This is a genomic window from Moraxella ovis (assembly GCF_900453105.1).
GTDB lineage: Bacteria > Pseudomonadota > Gammaproteobacteria > Pseudomonadales > Moraxellaceae > Moraxella > Moraxella ovis.
In genome coordinates this window covers 1,508,512-1,525,391 of sequence record NZ_UGPW01000001.1, presented here as the reverse complement: position 1 = coordinate 1,525,391, position 16,880 = coordinate 1,508,512, and the positions used below count along the sequence as shown (strand labels likewise).

Annotated in this window: 11 protein-coding genes; all 11 read left to right on the top strand. The window is 43.8% G+C overall.

Going from position 1 to position 16,880, the window contains the following annotated elements:
* Positions 1–658: 658 nt before the first annotated feature.
* The gene (locus DYD54_RS07305; protein ID WP_063514359.1) at positions 659–7,534 is read left to right on the top strand and encodes an ESPR-type extended signal peptide-containing protein; all 6,876 of its coding nucleotides are present in this window, start codon (positions 659–661) and stop codon (positions 7,532–7,534) included.
* 90 nt (positions 7,535–7,624) lie between these two features.
* Positions 7,625–8,476, top strand: a complete 852-nt coding sequence (locus DYD54_RS07300; protein ID WP_063515007.1) for an OmpA family protein — start codon at positions 7,625–7,627, stop codon at positions 8,474–8,476.
* Positions 8,477–8,831: 355 nt separating this feature from the next.
* Positions 8,832–9,422: an outer membrane lipoprotein periplasmic chaperone LolA gene (gene lolA, locus DYD54_RS07295; RefSeq protein WP_502243680.1), complete on the top strand. Its 591-nt coding sequence runs from the start codon at positions 8,832–8,834 to the stop codon at positions 9,420–9,422.
* A 281-nt stretch (positions 9,423–9,703) separates the two neighbouring features.
* Positions 9,704–10,333 (top strand): NADH-quinone oxidoreductase subunit A, encoded by a 630-nt coding sequence (gene ndhC / locus DYD54_RS07290; RefSeq protein WP_063514357.1) that lies wholly within the window; start codon positions 9,704–9,706, stop codon positions 10,331–10,333.
* A gap of 121 nt (positions 10,334–10,454) precedes the next feature.
* On the top strand, positions 10,455–11,123 hold the full coding sequence (locus DYD54_RS07285) for an NADH-quinone oxidoreductase subunit B (RefSeq protein WP_063514356.1): 669 nt from the start codon (positions 10,455–10,457) through the stop codon (positions 11,121–11,123).
* A gap of 53 nt (positions 11,124–11,176) precedes the next feature.
* Positions 11,177–12,019 (top strand): fatty acid desaturase, encoded by an 843-nt coding sequence (locus DYD54_RS07280; RefSeq protein WP_228703535.1) that lies wholly within the window; start codon positions 11,177–11,179, stop codon positions 12,017–12,019.
* The gene (locus DYD54_RS11930; RefSeq protein WP_370446595.1) at positions 11,925–12,119 is read left to right on the top strand and encodes a fatty acid desaturase; all 195 of its coding nucleotides are present in this window, start codon (positions 11,925–11,927) and stop codon (positions 12,117–12,119) included. Before DYD54_RS07280 ends, DYD54_RS11930 begins: the two co-directional genes overlap by 95 nt.
* On the top strand, positions 12,112–13,032 hold the full coding sequence (locus DYD54_RS07275; RefSeq protein WP_063514355.1) for a DMT family transporter: 921 nt from the start codon (positions 12,112–12,114) through the stop codon (positions 13,030–13,032). Before DYD54_RS11930 ends, DYD54_RS07275 begins: the two co-directional genes overlap by 8 nt.
* A gap of 73 nt (positions 13,033–13,105) precedes the next feature.
* Positions 13,106–14,854, top strand: coding sequence for an NADH-quinone oxidoreductase subunit C/D (nuoC, locus tag DYD54_RS07270; RefSeq protein ID WP_063514354.1), 1,749 nt, complete (start codon positions 13,106–13,108; stop codon positions 14,852–14,854).
* Positions 14,855–14,967: 113 nt separating this feature from the next.
* Positions 14,968–15,252: a hypothetical protein gene (locus tag DYD54_RS07265; RefSeq protein ID WP_063514353.1), complete on the top strand. Its 285-nt coding sequence runs from the start codon at positions 14,968–14,970 to the stop codon at positions 15,250–15,252.
* 329 nt (positions 15,253–15,581) lie between these two features.
* Positions 15,582–16,877: a S41 family peptidase gene (locus DYD54_RS07260; protein WP_063514352.1), complete on the top strand. Its 1,296-nt coding sequence runs from the start codon at positions 15,582–15,584 to the stop codon at positions 16,875–16,877.
* Positions 16,878–16,880: the final 3 nt, after the last annotated feature.

The following is a 16,880-nucleotide window of genomic DNA, read 5'->3' as shown; positions in this document are numbered from 1 at the left end:
GCACGGTAGGCTTGGTTTGTGAGTCTGACATATAGACACCTTTTTTGGCTGGTTTGGCTGGTATGCCAAGCGATGACAGACCAGCTTATCTTATCTATTATAACATCTTTTGATGACACAAAAACCAAAAAAAGTCGCCAGCTTTACCCCATCATCATACGGCATCACCATGGATTTGGCAGCAGTTTATTGTGTACACTTGTAAACATTTTGCTATTATGTTACACAAAAATAACAATACATCTGGCATTGGATGGATGAATTATAGTAAAATATGAAAGACACAATCTTTATCATTTTTTGCAATAAGGTATTGACAATGCCCATCAAATCAGTCATGCTGATCGCATCGCATCGCATCGCATCGCATCGCATCGCATCGCATCGCATCGCATCGCATCGCATCGCATAACTTCACACCTTAAAGAAATCACCCCATTGTTTATTGCTTTGGCAGTAAGCAATGGGGTGATTTTTTGTGCGATTTCTCATCTGTTTTATAATTTTTGCTATTGAAATCTGACCATAAACATGAAGGCGACAGCCATCATCTGATGATGTGGATGTCGCCTAGATGCTTGTATCAATGAATCACCTCTTTACAGCCGACATCTGTCAAGCTGTATAGAGTATTATCATGAAATCTTAAGGGTTCTATATGAATAGTATATATAAAATTGTCTTTAATAAGGCAACCGGCACCTACCAGGCGGTTGCTGAGTTTGCCAAGTCGCACACACGGGCAGGTGGTGTGGTTGGCAGTAAGTCAGCCAGTCGCTCTCGTAGCATCTTAGCTGCCCTGCCACTGTCACTATTGGCACTTTCTGTCGGTGAGGCGATGGCCAATAATGGTAGCTTAGAAAAATATATAAAAATAAATATTAATGGTTCCAATATGTCAGATGCTGCTGCTCAAAATGGGAAGGCAATTGCGGTGGGTCCAAATGCTAAAGCAAATGCACCAAATACTGTTGTTATTGGTGCTGATGCTACTGCTGGTGAGCAGTACGATGCTGTGATCATTGGTGCAGGTGCCAAGTCTGGTAAACTTGGTAGAGGAAATTATGTTTATTACTATCACTATCACTATGAAAATCCGCTATCAACATATCCAGTGGTATCTAAGATTGGTGACGCTGGTTTTCTTGGTGAGATTTCAAAAACTTCGGAATCTAGTGACCAAAAAGTCACGTCTTCTGTTGTTGCTATCGGTACTAATACTGAAGCTAAGGGCGGTGGTGTCGCAGTCGGTCACGGTGCTATGTCGACGGTCGGTGAGGGCAAAAGAGGTTTGGGCGTTGCGGTAGGTGCCGCTTCCAGATCGATTGATGGTGGTGTGGCGATCGGCCCTGCCACAGAAGCTGTTGGACTCAACACTGTAGCTGTTGGCCGTCAGGCGGTAGCCAACGGTAAGGCCTCACAAGCGTACGGTGCGACATCCGCCGCTGAAGGTGTAAAAACGATTGCGATGGGTCAATCTGCTCACGCCAAAGGTGATCGTTCGATTGCGATTGGTGCATCAGGTGGTAACTCAACCGAGAAGTATGATGCTATTACAAATACCATGGCGGAAGCAGAGGACTCAATCGCTTTTGGTACGCATACTCGTACTGGCCGAGGTGCTAATAAGGCAATCGCCATCGGTAAGAATACAGAAGTGGCGAGAAATGCTATTAGTGGTGTGGCAATCGGCGATACTGCCAAAACAAGCAAGACTAATGGCATCGCTCTGGGTAACACAGCCAAGGCAGAGGGGGTGACATCCACAGCCATCGGCACGACGGCCAAAGCCAGTCGTTTTGGGGCACAGGCGATAGGTTTTGTCGCTACTGCTGATGGTTTGGGTTCACAGGCTATTGGTATGGCTAGTAAGGCGAATAAGCGTGCTGCGACAGCACTCGGATTCGGTGCTGTAGCTGACGGTATTGGATCGCAAGCAATCGGTGCTCACGCCATCGCCAAAGGTCTACACACCCAAGCAATCGGTGCCGATGCCCGTGCTTTGGCAGCCAATGCCACAGCCGTGGGCCACTTGGCGTCAGCCAAGGGCGAGAGTGCAGCAGCTTTTGGTCACATGGCAAAGGCTGATAAACGACACGCCACCGCCACCGGTGCGTTCGCCAAGGCTCAGGCAAAAGACGCTACCGCTCTAGGTGCACACGCTCAAGTGACCAAAATAGCTGACCACGGTTCGGCCTTGGGAGCATTTTCTCGTGTAACCACCAAAGACGGCGTAGCACTAGGCGCACATTCGCTGGCAGATCGCAAGCATCTAGAAAGCGCAAGAGTGGCAATAGCAGCAGAAGGTGCTAAAGCAAAAGACAATCAAGTCTATTCACCCCTGTTGCCTTATATGATTGAGAATACCAAATTAAATGGTCTAGAGGGTGATAAGCAAAGAAAACTAAAAGCATTCAACGAAGGCATCGAAAACACCGTCAAAGGTGAATATGGTGCGGTCTCTGTTGGTACTTCAAACGGTACCCGTCAAATCATCAATGTCGCCGCTGGCTCTGAAGATTCCGACGCGGTCAATGTTGCTCAGCTAAAAGCCTTGGCGGGCACGCCAATCATCTTTGAAGCTGACCAAAATGGTAAAGTGATTGTTAATTTAGGTGATCGCTTGCCATTGAAGGGTAAAGAGAATGGTGGTATTACCACCTCCGCTGACTTAAAAACCAACGGTTTAACCATCGAAGTTAAGCCAGATAGCATGAAAGGTGTTGAAGTTGGTGCTGGCGGTGTTGCAGTTAAAATTGACACAGACAAAGGCGTTAAGTTTGGTGGCGATGGCAAGATTGAAGTTAACTTGGCTCCAAACAAAGGTCTAGAGTTTGATCAAGCAAATGGTAATGGTAAAGGTATCGCTGTCAAAGCTGGTGATGGCATCGAAGTTAACGCTAAAGGTGTGAACGCCAAGCCAAATAAAGCCAAAGGCGTAACCGTTGATGATCAAGGCATCGCTGTTAATATCCACGATGAAGGTGGTTTGAAGTTTGAAGGCGATCAAGGCATCTCAATCAAGCTGAAAGATGGCGATAACCCACTGTTTGTTGATGGCGATGGCTTGACCTTAAAGCATGATAATTCACTTGAGGTTAAAGGTGACGAGCTGTCTGTTAAGTTAAAAGATAAGGGTGGTATTATTAACAATGGTCAGGGTTTAGAAATCGATCCTGATAACACAACCGTTCAAATCAAAGATGGTAAAGTATCAGCCAAAACCACAACCCTAACGCCAAACCAAGGTACTGGTAAGATCGAAGCACCAAATGGTGGTAATGAAAACGCTTTAGTTACTGCTGGTGATATTGCCAAGGCCATCAATCAGTCTGGCTTTACGCTAAAAAATAGTGCCAGCACAGGCGGTCTGTCAGTTGGTAGCTCAGAATTGATCAAACCTGGTGACGAAGTAACCATGCAAGCTGGCAAAAATATCATGATTGCCCAAGCTGGCGGCTTGATTGACATTGCTACCAAAGATCGAGTTGAGTTCCTTGAAGTTCAGCTAGGCTATGGTCAAACTGGTCCAAGACTGACCGATGATGGTGAGGGCAACCTTTGGATTTCTAACAGTCATGGCGGTGCAGCCAAGATTGGTAATGTCGCCAGAGGTGAGTTTGATGACGAGGCTGTCAATGTTGAACAGTTGACCGAAGCACAGGCCAAGTACTTTGCAGACGAAGACAGCACGCCTCCACAAGGTGAAGATGAAACAACCGTCGGTGCTACTGCTGCCACCAGCAAAGAGTTCGCCAAATCAGTCGATAATGGTGTCATCGGCATCAAAGGCGGCAAAACAGGTGACAATGATGAAGATAAAAACATCACCACCACCATCAACACGGCTGACAACACCCTACAAGTCGCTCTAAACCCAGATGTCAAGGGTCTCACCAGCATTCAATTTGCTGAAGGCGAAGGCGTCAAAGTAGGCGATGATGTTACATTTGCAACCGAAAACGCAACTGCTGTTGGTCGTGGTGCCGTAGCATTCGGCGAGGATACAAGTGCCTTTGGTAACTCTGCACTTGCAATCGCTCCTGGTGCTCAGGCTGTGGGTGCACGAGCGAAGGCATGGGGTATTGATGCTCAAGCTTTGGGTCCAAATGCCCAAGCACTTGCTAACAATGCTCAAGCCATCGGTGCCAATTCGCGCGTCATTGTAGATGGCGGTGTTGCCCTGGGTGCATACTCGATTGCTGATCGAGTCGTCACTCAAGATCCGATCACTTACAATCAAAATGCGAATGTTGAATTTGGAGAGGTCTATACCCCAGTACCTGATGGCGTAAGCAGCCCAGCAGCCCAGCTGGCCAATCAAGCGATCAAAGACACGGTCAAAGGTACTTTAGGTGCCGTCTCGGTCGGCGATGATGAGAATACCCGTCAAATCATCAATGTTGCTGCCGGCTCTGAAGACACCGATGCGGTCAATGTCGCTCAATTAAGAGCGTTATCAGAGCTGCCAATGAGCTTTAATGCTGACTTTGGCGATGCAATTGAGCGTAGATTGGGTGAAACACTGACCATTCACGGTAGAGACAACAGTGTCTATACCGTAACAAACGGACAAGACAAAGCCATCGAAATCGGTGTGCGAGCAAACGAAGCCATGGGTGTACAGATCACCCCAGGTGGTGTCGCCGTCAAACTTGAAAAAGATGCCAATAACCCACTACAATTTGGCAACAAAGGCGGTCTAGAGCTTAAAGTTGATGCTAATACCTTGGCAGTTGACAATAATACCAATGTTTTAGGCGGTGATAAGAAGCTTAAAGTCAAACTGGCTGATAAAGGCGGTATCACTACCAAGACCGATGGGGACAAAAACTCTAATGGTCTGAAAGTGGATGTTGATAATACAACCGTCCAAATCAATGAAGCTGGCAAAGTCGCCGCTAAGACCACAACTCTAACGCCAAACCAAGGTACTGGTAAGATCGACGCACCAAATGAGGGTGATAAAAACGCTCTTATCACTGCTGGCGATGTTGCCAACGCCATCAACAACTCTGGCTTTACCCTCCAAGCCAATGGCAAAGACGGTAAGCTTGTAAAAGCTGGTGATAAAGTCAACTTCATTGATGGTAACTTCACAAATGTGACTTTGGAAGCAGGCGAAAACGGTCAGGCAAACACCATCAAGGTTGATGTCAACGCCCAAGGTGTGGTAGAGAAAGCCCAATTACCAGTCGTCTATACCGACGCAGCTGGCAATAAGCTAACACTGAAAAACGGTAAGTTTATTGGTAAAGATGGTAAAGAGGTTGACCCTGCTGATGTGATTGTTTCTATCAACAATGGCAAAGGCAGCACCACACAGCCAACCAACTTGGCAAATGTGGCGGGCAGTCTAGCACCGACTTACAATGTGGGTGACATGATCGTCGGTCCTAATGGCAGATTGACCACCAATCCGATCTTTGATGCCACCAAAGAGCAGGCTGCACCACAAGGTCAACAGTTGGCTAACATCTACAACAACGCAGCTACCGTTGGTGATGTGTTGAATGCAGGCTTTAACCTACAAGCCAATGGCAAAGCGGCTGACTTTGTCAAAGCTTATGACACCGTAAACTTCGTTAACGGCGCAGGCACAACAGCTGTTGTAGACACAGACGGCAAAACTTCAACCATCAAATACGATGTGAATGTGGATGGTGATACCATCACAACGAAGACAGATCCAAACGATCCGACTAAGACTGTGATTACTGCCAACACCACACCATTGGCTGATGCTGATAACGACGGTAAAGTAGATGCACCTACTGCACCAAATGCACTAGTAACTGCTAACACTGTTGCTGATGCCATCAACAACTCAGGCTTTACCCTAAAAGCCAATGGTGAAGCTGGTAAACTCATCAAAGCAGGTGACACCATCAGCATCAATCAAGGTGATAACATCAAAGTTACCCAAGATGAAAACGGTAACCTAACTGTTGCTACCAAGCAAGATGTGGCGTTTGAAACCGTGAAAGTAGGTGATACGCTGAAAGTCGGTGATGTGATCATCAACCAAGACGGCATCAATGCTGGCAATCAGAAAGTCACCAATGTTGCCGATGGTAACATCAGTAAAGGCAGTAAAGATGCGGTGAATGGTGGTCAAATCTATCAGCTTAAAGCTGACTTGACCAAAGGCATCAATGCCGCTAAGACTGAGGTGGAAGGTGAAGGCTTTGCCGAAGTTACCTCAAAAGTAGGTAGCAACGGTCAAACCATCTACACCGTTAATGTGGCCAAGGCCGCACCAGCAACTGTTGATGCCAGCGGTAAGCTTAACATCCAAGGTGCAGATGGTAACAAAGTCTTATCAGCAGCCGACACCATCAATGCCATCAACAACTCAGGCTTTACTCTAAAAGCCAATGGTGAAGATGGCAAGCTGGTCAAAGCTGGTGATGCTGTGAGCATCAACCAAGGTAACAACACGCGCGTGTTCCAAGACGACAACGGCAACATTGTTGTTGAAACCAAAGACGATGTGGCATTTGAGACGGTTAAAGTTGGCGATGTACTAAAAGTTGGTAACATCACCATCACTCCAGACGGCATCAGTGCTGCTGGTACGAAAGTCACCAATGTGGCCGATGGCACCAATAACCAAGACGCCGTCAATGTCTCTCAGCTGAACAAAGCCAAAGCGGCAGCCACCACCGAGGTCAAAGCAGGTAACAATGTCAGCATCGACAGCACCAAAGGTGCTCAAGGTCAGGACATCTACACCATCAGTGCTAAAGATCGTTCGGCGAAAGTTGTTGCCAAAGCTCAAGGCTTGATTGCTGTCGAAACAGGCGACACAACCGACATCGATGGTGCACAAACCACCAGCTACACCGTTGATTTGACTGACAAAGCCAAAGAAGACATCGCCAAAGGTGTTAAAGCATTAAATAAGGTGGATAGCCAAGGTCTGACCTTTAAGGCAGACAACGGCTCAACTGACGCACGCAAACTGGGCGACACGCTCAATGTCAAAGGTGATAATAAGAACATCACCACTAAGGCAGCAGGCGATGCCATCGAGGTTCAGCTGAAATCTGACATCACTGTCGATAGTGTTACTGCTGGCAACAGCAAGCTTGACACAACAGGTCTGACCATCAACGCAGCAACACCTGCCAACACTGTCAGCTTGACAGCACAAGGTTTGAACAACGGTGGTCAACGCATCACCAATGTCGCACCTGGTGTCAAAAATACAGATGCAGTTAACGTAAGTCAGTTAAAAGGTATTACTCAGAATATCTATAACGATATCAACTACGCAAATAACCGCATCGGTCAGGTGGATCGTGAAGCCAAAGCAGGTATCGCTTCTGCGATGGCATTCGAAGAGGCGCCATTCGTTCCAGGTAAATGGACCTATGCGGTGGGTGCAGCGCACTATGGTGGCGAGCAAGCCGTTGCAGCAACCCTGCGTAAGACTGCTGATAATGGTCGTTGGGCATTCTCTGGTGGTATCTCTGCTGCCAGCGAGGGCGATACTGGCTTCCGTATCGGTGTGAGCGGTGTGATTGATTAATATATCATGTTGCTATCCAAGTTCAGTCAAGGTTGGCTGGACTTGGGTCTAACCAATGTTCATTTATCACTAATTAATAAAGAGAATCTTATGAAATTAATCAAAGCTTTGGTATTAGCCACAACGCTTATTGGAACGGGTGCATCAGCAGCCTATATCACGCCTGCACCTGATGACATCGAATTCCCAGACTTTGATAGCAAGAGTTATCTAAAGCAGGTGCCACATTATGAAGTTAATCATGTAGCACGCTTAGCGGTAGGTATGGATAAAGATAGTATCCGCCAATTACTAAGCCATCCACAGTTTAATGAAGGCGTGATTTTTAACAAGTCTTGGAACTACGTTCTAGACATTCGTAAGCCGCATACTCAAGAGTATGTACGTTGCCAATTGCGTGTGGATTTTGACAAAAAAAACTCAACAGCGATGTACTGGAAAGGCGAGCCTGGCTGTTTTGAACTACAAGATCAACCGGTAGCTGCTGCACCTGTTGTTATTCCTGTGGCTGCACCAGTGCAAATCGCCAACGAACGCATCAACCTAGAAGCGGATGCATTGTTTAAATTTGACAAATGGAAGCTTGAAGACATGCTGCCAGCAGGTCGTGCTAAGCTTGATGAGCTTGCTGTTAAGCTGCTTGAGTGGGAAGCGCGTGGCGACAGTCGCGTGATGATCACAGGTCATACCGACCGCTATGGTGATGACATGTATAACATGAATCTGTCTATGCTGCGTGCGCAGACTGTTCGTCAATACTTGATCTCAAAAGGTATCGCCGCACGTACATTAACTGCAACGGGCGCTGGTAAAACTCAGCCGCTACCTAACGTCGTGTGCGACATTAACGCACCAAAGGCAACTCAGGTTCAGTGTCTGCAGCCTAACCGACGTGTTGAAGTGGATGTTGCTGTTTTTGCTAATGTACCACCACAGCAGTAATTTGATTGTAAAGCTAAAAAGACGGGTCAGTGACTCGTCTTTTTTTGTGTTTGGCGTAACAATTTACCAAAATTGATGAATAGATAGCTAACTTTTAGCCGATCAGTAACAATTCATCCCACTCGTTTGCAATTCTCCAGTAGATTACAATATAAAAAAGTGGCAAAATTCACATCAACAACAGCAAGCACATTTGGCACTTGTGTCATATGAATTGCATTTAAAAATGATTTTGCGCATAATGTGCAAGTTTTAAATAACCAAAATGGAGAACATCATGTCAAATTTAAACACACTAAAGGCATTGAGCTTAAAAGCTTGTCTGGGTCTTACGGTTGCTGCTGGCGTTAGTGCAATGACGCTACCTACCATAGCCCAAGCAGCGCCTGCCAGTCAGCAGGATGCAGTAAAAAATTTAAACCGCCTGCTGTCAAACATCAAATCAATGACGGCTAATTTTAGCCAAACCACCAAAGCTGGCAAAAAGACCAATAAATTTAGCGGAACGATGGCAGTACAGCGCCAAAATCAATTCCGCTGGGAAACTAAGTCTCCTGCTGAGCAGCTCATCGTCGCTAATGGCTCGACCATGTGGGTATATGACAAAGACCTAAGCCAAGCCATCAAGCAATCTACCAGTAACCAAGTGGGTGACACGCCTGCGCTATTACTGTCAGGCGACCCTGCGAAGATTGCGAATAACTTTAATGTCAGTCAGCCTAACAGCGCCAAGAACTATTTTAAGCTGACACCTAAGGGCGGTAACGCAGGCTTTAATGAACTGTATATTAGCTTTAATGGGGGCAAGCCTGTACTGATGGTGCTAAATGACGCCATGGGACAGCGAACTGACATCCGATTCAGCAATATCAGCTTGAACAAAAAAATTAACGCAAGTCAGTTTAGCTTTACACCACCAAGAGGCGTTGAGGTGATTAATCAATAATAATCAATAGGAAATATTGACAGTTTGTTATGATTGCTTTGTTGGGTTTGGCCGATCGAGATATTCTAGACAGATTGAAATAACTTTTTACAAAATCCTAAGCGTGCGAATGCTTAGGATTTTTCATTGTTTGAGGCTTTTATAAGCCAAACTGATAAAAAAATAAACATCTTTCATGAGTATTTTTTTTAAATGTGCTATAATGCATCCCGCATTTGGGGTGCGTCAAAAGGTTCGACCATCCTTGAATTCATCATTCAAAAAATCACGCAGGGGTGATTATGCCAGCCGAATGGTCAGCCATTGTCTATCTATTAGCCGCATTAGGGCTAGTTGCCTTTATGCTTGTCGTGCCGCGCTTGCTTGGCGGTCGCTCATCAGGTTCCCAAAAACAAGAAAATTTTGAAGCAGGGGTGGTCTCAGCAGGGTCAGCTCGTATTCGTTTGTCTGCCAAATTTTATTTAGTGGCGATTTTCTTTGTGATTTTTGACTTAGAAGCCTTGTATCTGTACGCCTATTCGGTGAGTGTGCGCGAAGTGGGTTGGCTGGGATTTGCTACCGCCTTTGTCTTTATCGCCATTTTATTTGTCGGTCTTGTCTATGAGATGCGACTTGGGGCGATGAACTGGGCGCCTGCCGATAAACGTGTTAAGAAACAACGCATTTATGAGCGTCCTGCCGACTTTGACTTGGCGAGCATTACCGCCTTTAATGGCATTGATGAGCTACACTCAGACCCTACGGGCAAAGTACCCGCCCAGTCATCAGGACGTATTTTCTCAGGACGTAAAGAACTACAAGCCGTACTTGATAAGGATGGCGAGCAAATGGCAAACATCGATCACATCAACACCACAGGACGTGTCACCACTCAAGACTTCAATCAAGACAATGCCAAAGATTCAAGGTGATTCAATACAAAAGCGTTGCCATGATGGCGGCGTTTTTGTGTTTCTGCTTGTCTAAAATGACCAGATTCTTTGTTCTAACTCATTTATAAATTAGCCAAATTTACTTAAAAGTGTAGCCATTATGAAATATACACTCACTAAGGCAAACGAAAGCCAAAGCCAATACCCGCATCAAACCCGTGAGGTTGTTGACGACATCACCCAAGCTGAGATTGACAAAAATGTCTTTATGGGTAAATTGTCGGATTTGACGCATAACCTTGCCAACTGGGGACGCAAGCATTCTTTGTGGCCGTTTAACTTTGGCACGAGCTGTTGTTATGTGGAATACGCCACGACTTTGACGGGCGTACACGATTTATCACGCTTTGGGGCGGAGGTTATCCGAGCTTCCCCCCGTCAAGCGGACGTGATGATTGTGGCGGGGACGTGTTTTGTCAAAATGGCACCCGTGATACTGCGATTGTACGAGCAAATGCTAGAACCCAAATGGGTCATCTCTATGGGGGCGTGTGCCAACTCGGGCGGTATGTATGACATTTATTCGGTGGTGCAGGGCGTCGATAAAATCCTGCCTGTGGACGTTTATATCCCTGGTTGTCCGCCCCGTCCAGAAGCCTTGATTCAGGCGATTATGCTTTTGCAAGAGTCTATCCAAAAAGAACGCCGTCCGCTTGGCATTCATCTTGACCAAAACATTTATCAGCCGATTATGACCCCAGAACGGGATAGAAAAAATGCGGAAAGGATTGCGGTTAAGAATTTAAGAAGTCCTGATAATGTGGAGTGAATTTTGTTTTGTGAGTAAAATTCATTAACTAGGAATTGACAAGGATTTATGTAATGCAACATAAGAAGTTTGATAGAGAAATTTTGAAACAGATTAAACCTCTCTATGTGTATGATAATTGGCACGCCCCCATTGCATTGAGTATGGATTTTGCTTTGATTGTATTTGCTGTTGCATTAAGTGAATACTCTTATTGGTTTTTACCTTTAATTTTGCTAATTATTGGTAGTCGCCAAAGGGCTTTGGCTACAATATTGCACGAAGCATCTCACTCTGCATTAACGAAGAATAAAAAGTTTGGAAAAATACTTGGGACTTATTTTTCAGGTTATCTAATTTTTCAGAGTTGGGATAGTTATACACAATCGCACGTCAAAAATCATCACCCAAAAATAGGTACGGATTTAGACCCTGATTATGAATACTATAAGTCATCAGGTGTTTTTGATGCTTATAATAAAAGAGAATTTTTTTGGAGATTTTTTATTGCTCTAATTTTATGTTTAAAATTATTTTCAAATATAAAATATTTATTTGTAAATCGTCTGATGTCTAGTGCAAATAAAAAAGAACTTTTAAAAATTTTATTGGTTCATATTTTATTTTTTGCAATAGGAACTTATTTTGTTGGATATAAATTTTATTTATTATATTGGCTTTTTCCTTACTTTACTGTATTTCAAATGATAACTTGGTTTATTGAATTGGCTGAACATCATCCTATGATTGCTTATGCTAAAAGTAATATAGAAATTTCAAGAAATCGTTTTAGTCATTTTATGGAGCATTTTTTTTACTGGAATGCACGGAGAAAATTATCACCTTATTCATCATTTATTTCCTGCTATTCCATTTTGGAACTTAGAAAAAGCTCATCATATTTTAATCCAAGATGATGAGTATCGTTCCATAAATGAAAGATTTGGCGGAATTTTTATTTCTAACAATAAAAACCCTTCTATGTGGCAACAGTTATGGAGAAGGGAGTATGTCTAAGGTAATGTTGGGAGTTTTGTTGGCGTTATCGGCTGCTGCTCTTAATGCGTCCATTGGGGTATTTAGTAAAGTTTTGCTACAAAATGGGTTAAGTCCACAAGATATTGCTTTTTTTAAGACGGTTTGTGCTTTTGTGATATTGAGTTTAATTTTGATTAACAAGCCATTATCAGTACAAAAAAAAGAAATTGTTAATAGTGAAATAACATCAGATTTAAATTGGTTAAATCTACTGACTAAAATAGCCATCTGTGCATTTTTGGGTATTTTTGTGTTATTTTTCTTTGAAACAACCGCTTATCAATATGGCTTTGCATCAAATGTTGTGGTTGTTTTAATGGCTTCCGCTTCTGTTTCGGCATTGCTATTTGGGAAGATTTTATTAAACGAGAAATTAACAATTTCCGCTATTTTAGGGACATTGTTGGCGATTATTGGAATATTTGCAATATCGTGGTCTGGTGGTAGTAATTTAAATATGCTATTAAATGCAATTATCGCAGGTAGTGGCTATGGTGTTTTTTCGGTTTTGGTAAAAAAATTCTCTTTAAATGGTGGAATTTATTTAACGAGATTATTTATGATGTTCGGTAGTATGTATTTATTTTTTCCTTATTTAAATAACATACACCACATTGATTGGAATGCTTTGATTTTAATGAATGTATTGGCATTAGCAGTATTGCCCACCATATTGGGATTTTATTGCACAACTAAGGCTTTAAATTATTTGACAGCAGCAAAAGTGCAGGTTACAGAATTATCCGAACCTATTTTTGCAGTTGTTATGGCTTGGGTGTTTTTAAGTGAATTGCCAACCTATCAATTTTTTGTTGGAGCGATTTTTATTATAATGGGCATTGTTCTAATCAACCAAATGCACCAAAGTTTATTGGCAAAAATAACTAAATAAATTCGCTTTAAACCGCAAGCACCAAATTAAATTAAGTTAAACAAATTAACAAACACAAACAAAAGTTGGTATTATGAGCATTCACCAAATTCACGATTTTGAGATTTTAACCGAATTAAACGCTAAGTTTACAGGGCTGACCGCCCAAGAAACGGCGGACGGCATTCCGACTGTGTGGGTGGACAAAGCCCAAGTGCTTGATTTATTGCTATATTTGCGTAAATTGCCTAAGCCTTTTGTGATGCTCGTGGATTTGTCCGCCATTGACGAACGCCTACGAAAGCACCGCTATGGACAGCCTGAGTCTGATTTTACGGTGTTTTACCATCTGATGAGTTTGGAGCGAAACTCCGACATTCGCATTAAGGTTGCCCTAGCCGAGGGCGAGCATATCCCATCTGCAACCCAAATCTACCCCAATGCTAACTGGTACGAGCGGGAGGTGTGGGATATGTTTGGCGTGGTGTTTGACGGACACCCACACTTGACACGTATTTTATTGCCAAAATATTGGGAAGGACACCCACTGCGTAAAGAGTACCACGCCCGTGCGACCGAGTTTATGCCTTATTTTTTAAACAGTGCCAAACAGCAGTTTGAGCAAGAAAATTTGCGTTTTGTGCCAGAAGAATGGGGTATGAAACGCTCAGGGCGAGATGAAGATTTTATGTTTTTGAACATCGGTCCAAACCACCCGTCTGCTCACGGGGCGTTTCGCCTTGTCTTACAGCTCGATGGCGAGGAGATTGTGGATTGTATTCCTGACATCGGCTATCATCATCGTGGGGCAGAAAAGATGGCAGAACGCCAAACTTGGCATTCGTTCATTCCTTATACCGACCGCATCGACTATCTGGGCGGTGTGATGAATGAGTTGCCGTATATCATGGCGGTGGAAAAATTGGCAGGCATCAGTGTGCCAGACCGAGCCAACACCATTCGCATTATGATGAGTGAGTTTTTTAGGATTACCAATAACTTGCTCTATTGGGGGACGTTTATCCAAGACGCTGGCGGTATGACCCCTGTGTTTTATATGTTTGCCGACCGCCAAAAGGCGTATGATGTCATTGAAGCGGTAACAGGCTATCGTATGCACCCTGCGTGGTTTAGAATTGGCGGTACGGCTCACGATTTGCCAAATGGTTGGGAGCGACTGGTGCGTGAGTTTTTGGATTGGATGCCAAAACGCCTTGATGAATACTATAAGGCAACGATGACCAACACCGTGCTAAAAGGACGTACGCAAAATGTCGCCCAATACAACGCCAAACAAGCCCTAGCATGGGGTGTAACAGGGGCGGGACTTCGTGCCACGGGCATTGATTTTGATTTGCGTAAGGCTCGTCCGTATTTGGGCTATGAGAATTTTGACTTTGAAGTGCCTGTGTTTTATAACGGCGATGCCTATGACAGATGTTTGGTCAAAATTGAAGAGATTCGCCAATCACTGCGTATCATTGAGCAATGCCTAAATAATATGCCAAGCGGAGCGTATAAAGCCGAACACCCGCTTGCCGTGCCACCGCCAAAAGACCGCACCTTACAAGACATTGAAACGCTTATCAACCACTTTATCTCGGTGTCGTGGGGGCCTGTCATGCCACAAGGGGAGAGTGCGTGCATGGTAGAAGGCGTAAAAGGGCTAAACAGCTATTATGTGGTGTCCGATAATAGCACGATGAGCTACCGCACACGCATTCGCACGCCAACCTTTGCCCATTTGCAACAAATGCCTTCCGTGATTAACGGCTCTTTGGTATCAGATGCCATTATTTATTTGGCAAGTATTGATATTGTGATGGCGGATTGTGATAGGTAATAGTTAAGGTGTGTGATTTTTATGATTATGCACCACTAAAAACCTAAGGGAGTTTATGGGCGGGTTTTTGATTAATTTGATTAGCGGTATTAGCTTTTTGGTTTTTTGCTCTTGTGTATTTGTATGAAAATGGAGGGCTTAGCAAAACAGTATTTGGCTTAATTTTATTTGTTATTATTGGTGTTGTTGGTTTGATGTCTGTACTTGCCAATAAAACTGTCTCAAATAACACCAAGACCCATTTACAAGACAATCGCCAAACAGGTTTAAAAATCAGCATTTTTACCGCTTGTATTATGGTAAGTGGCTTATTGTATCAAGTGAGTGGTATGTGGCATTATTTAATCATCGTTTTATTTTGTGTCGTTGTCATTATCTTTGTGATTGCCAAGCATTAAAAATCAAAATAAAAATCATGTACTTCCAAAAATAAAATTAAAAAATCAATTCAATGATTTATTAATAAAAATTCAAAGACATTTTGTTTTTTGCAGTCGCTTATGATAAGCTTATCTTAGCAGTGATATTAACTTTGACTTGGGTGGTATTGGATTATGGCCTGTTGTTATTATACGCTTATTTGTTTGCCAAAATTGCCAATGATAATTTTATCAAAATAAGTATGATACTATCGGCGGTGGTGTTATTGGCATTTGCCTGTTTTGGGGTAATAAGTTCACTGCGTGATTTGTTATAAACCAGTATTTTATATTGAACGGTTAAAAAAATGAAAAAAGCCATTGTCTTGCCCCTAATCATTGCATTATTGGCACTCACCGCTTGGGTTTTTTATGACTCAGCCCCCAAACCCAATCCCAAGCCCTTTGATGTACAAAAAGCAGAAGATTTTGACTATGTGTTTGATTTAATCAAGCAAGAATATCCCTTATTGCAAGCACAAAAAAACGCCACAGGCTATGATTTTGTTGCTGATTATGCCAAGCACAAAGCCCATATTATGCAGGCAAAAAATCCCACCGAGTTTTTCTTTTTATTAAACGATGTGCTTGACAAATTGGACAACGAACACACCCATATGATGACCAAAGCCGATGTGCAATACGCCATTGGCATTTATAGTCAAAGCAATCACGACGATTATCGCTGGCAGATTTATACCCATTTGACTCGTGATAAACGCTTGCAACAAGCCTATGCTACCGAAATTGGTATGACCAAATCCCAAGAAGAACAAGCACGCCGTGATAAAATTGCCAAAATTAATGCCCAAATTGCTGTGCCTGCAAATGTGCAGATGTTTGATGTTGCACCCAATCAGGTGGGCTATTTGTCGGTGCGTGAGCTGACCCATGTAAGCCTACTGGATACGGACGAACGCCACGCTGTGATGCGTTATTTGCAAAAAATCAAACATTACCCTGCTTTGATTATAGATATTCGCACCAATGCAGGGGGCGATACTCGCTATTGGACGCAGTTTTTGTTGCCTGCCATCACAGCTCGCCCCTTATCGCTTGATTTGTATAGCTTTTTTAAACAAGGCACGCACATGGACGCCTACAAAGCCACCCGCCCCAATATGACCGACATTGACCGCACGCAGGTGGCAAAGGCGTTGCCTGTGTCGGCAGATTTGGCACAGATTTTGGATACATTTGCCTATCAAGAAATTCAGCCTTTGCGTGTGGATATAGATCCAAACGGCATTGGGTTTGGCGGTAAAATTTATCTATTGGTGGACAACGATGTGTACAGTTCGGCAGAAACTTTGGCGATTTTTGCAAAATACACACAGTTTGCCACTTTGGTGGGGACGCCCACTCGTGGCGATGGCGTAGGCACTGACCCAATGATTGCGATTTTGCCCAACACCCATTTTGCTATCCGCTATGCCAAACAGCTTGGGATTGCCCCAGACGGCACGATAAATGCTATCCGTGGCACACAGCCTGATGTACTGGTGGCAAATCCACCAAACTTTACGCTCCCCACCGATGTCAATGTCGCCAAAAACGACCCTGTGATACAGCGTGCGGTGCAGTTGGCATTATCATCACATTAGTGG

Excerpts from the sequence above, each read along its gene's own strand:
- DYD54_RS07305 (WP_063514359.1), top strand. The coding sequence starts at position 659 with ATGAATAGTATATATAAAATTGTCTTTAATAAGGCAACCGGCACCTAC.
- DYD54_RS07300 (WP_063515007.1), top strand. The coding sequence starts at position 7,625 with ATGAAATTAATCAAAGCTTTGGTATTAGCCACAACGCTTATTGGAACG.
- lolA (WP_502243680.1), top strand. The coding sequence starts at position 8,832 with ATGACGCTACCTACCATAGCCCAAGCAGCGCCTGCCAGTCAGCAGGAT.
- ndhC (WP_063514357.1), top strand. The coding sequence starts at position 9,704 with ATGCCAGCCGAATGGTCAGCCATTGTCTATCTATTAGCCGCATTAGGG.
- DYD54_RS07285 (WP_063514356.1), top strand. The coding sequence starts at position 10,455 with ATGAAATATACACTCACTAAGGCAAACGAAAGCCAAAGCCAATACCCG.
- DYD54_RS07280 (WP_228703535.1), top strand. The coding sequence starts at position 11,177 with ATGCAACATAAGAAGTTTGATAGAGAAATTTTGAAACAGATTAAACCT.
- DYD54_RS11930 (WP_370446595.1), top strand. The coding sequence starts at position 11,925 with ATGCACGGAGAAAATTATCACCTTATTCATCATTTATTTCCTGCTATT.
- DYD54_RS07275 (WP_063514355.1), top strand. The coding sequence starts at position 12,112 with ATGTCTAAGGTAATGTTGGGAGTTTTGTTGGCGTTATCGGCTGCTGCT.
- nuoC (WP_063514354.1), top strand. The coding sequence starts at position 13,106 with ATGAGCATTCACCAAATTCACGATTTTGAGATTTTAACCGAATTAAAC.
- DYD54_RS07260 (WP_063514352.1), top strand. The coding sequence starts at position 15,582 with ATGAAAAAAGCCATTGTCTTGCCCCTAATCATTGCATTATTGGCACTC.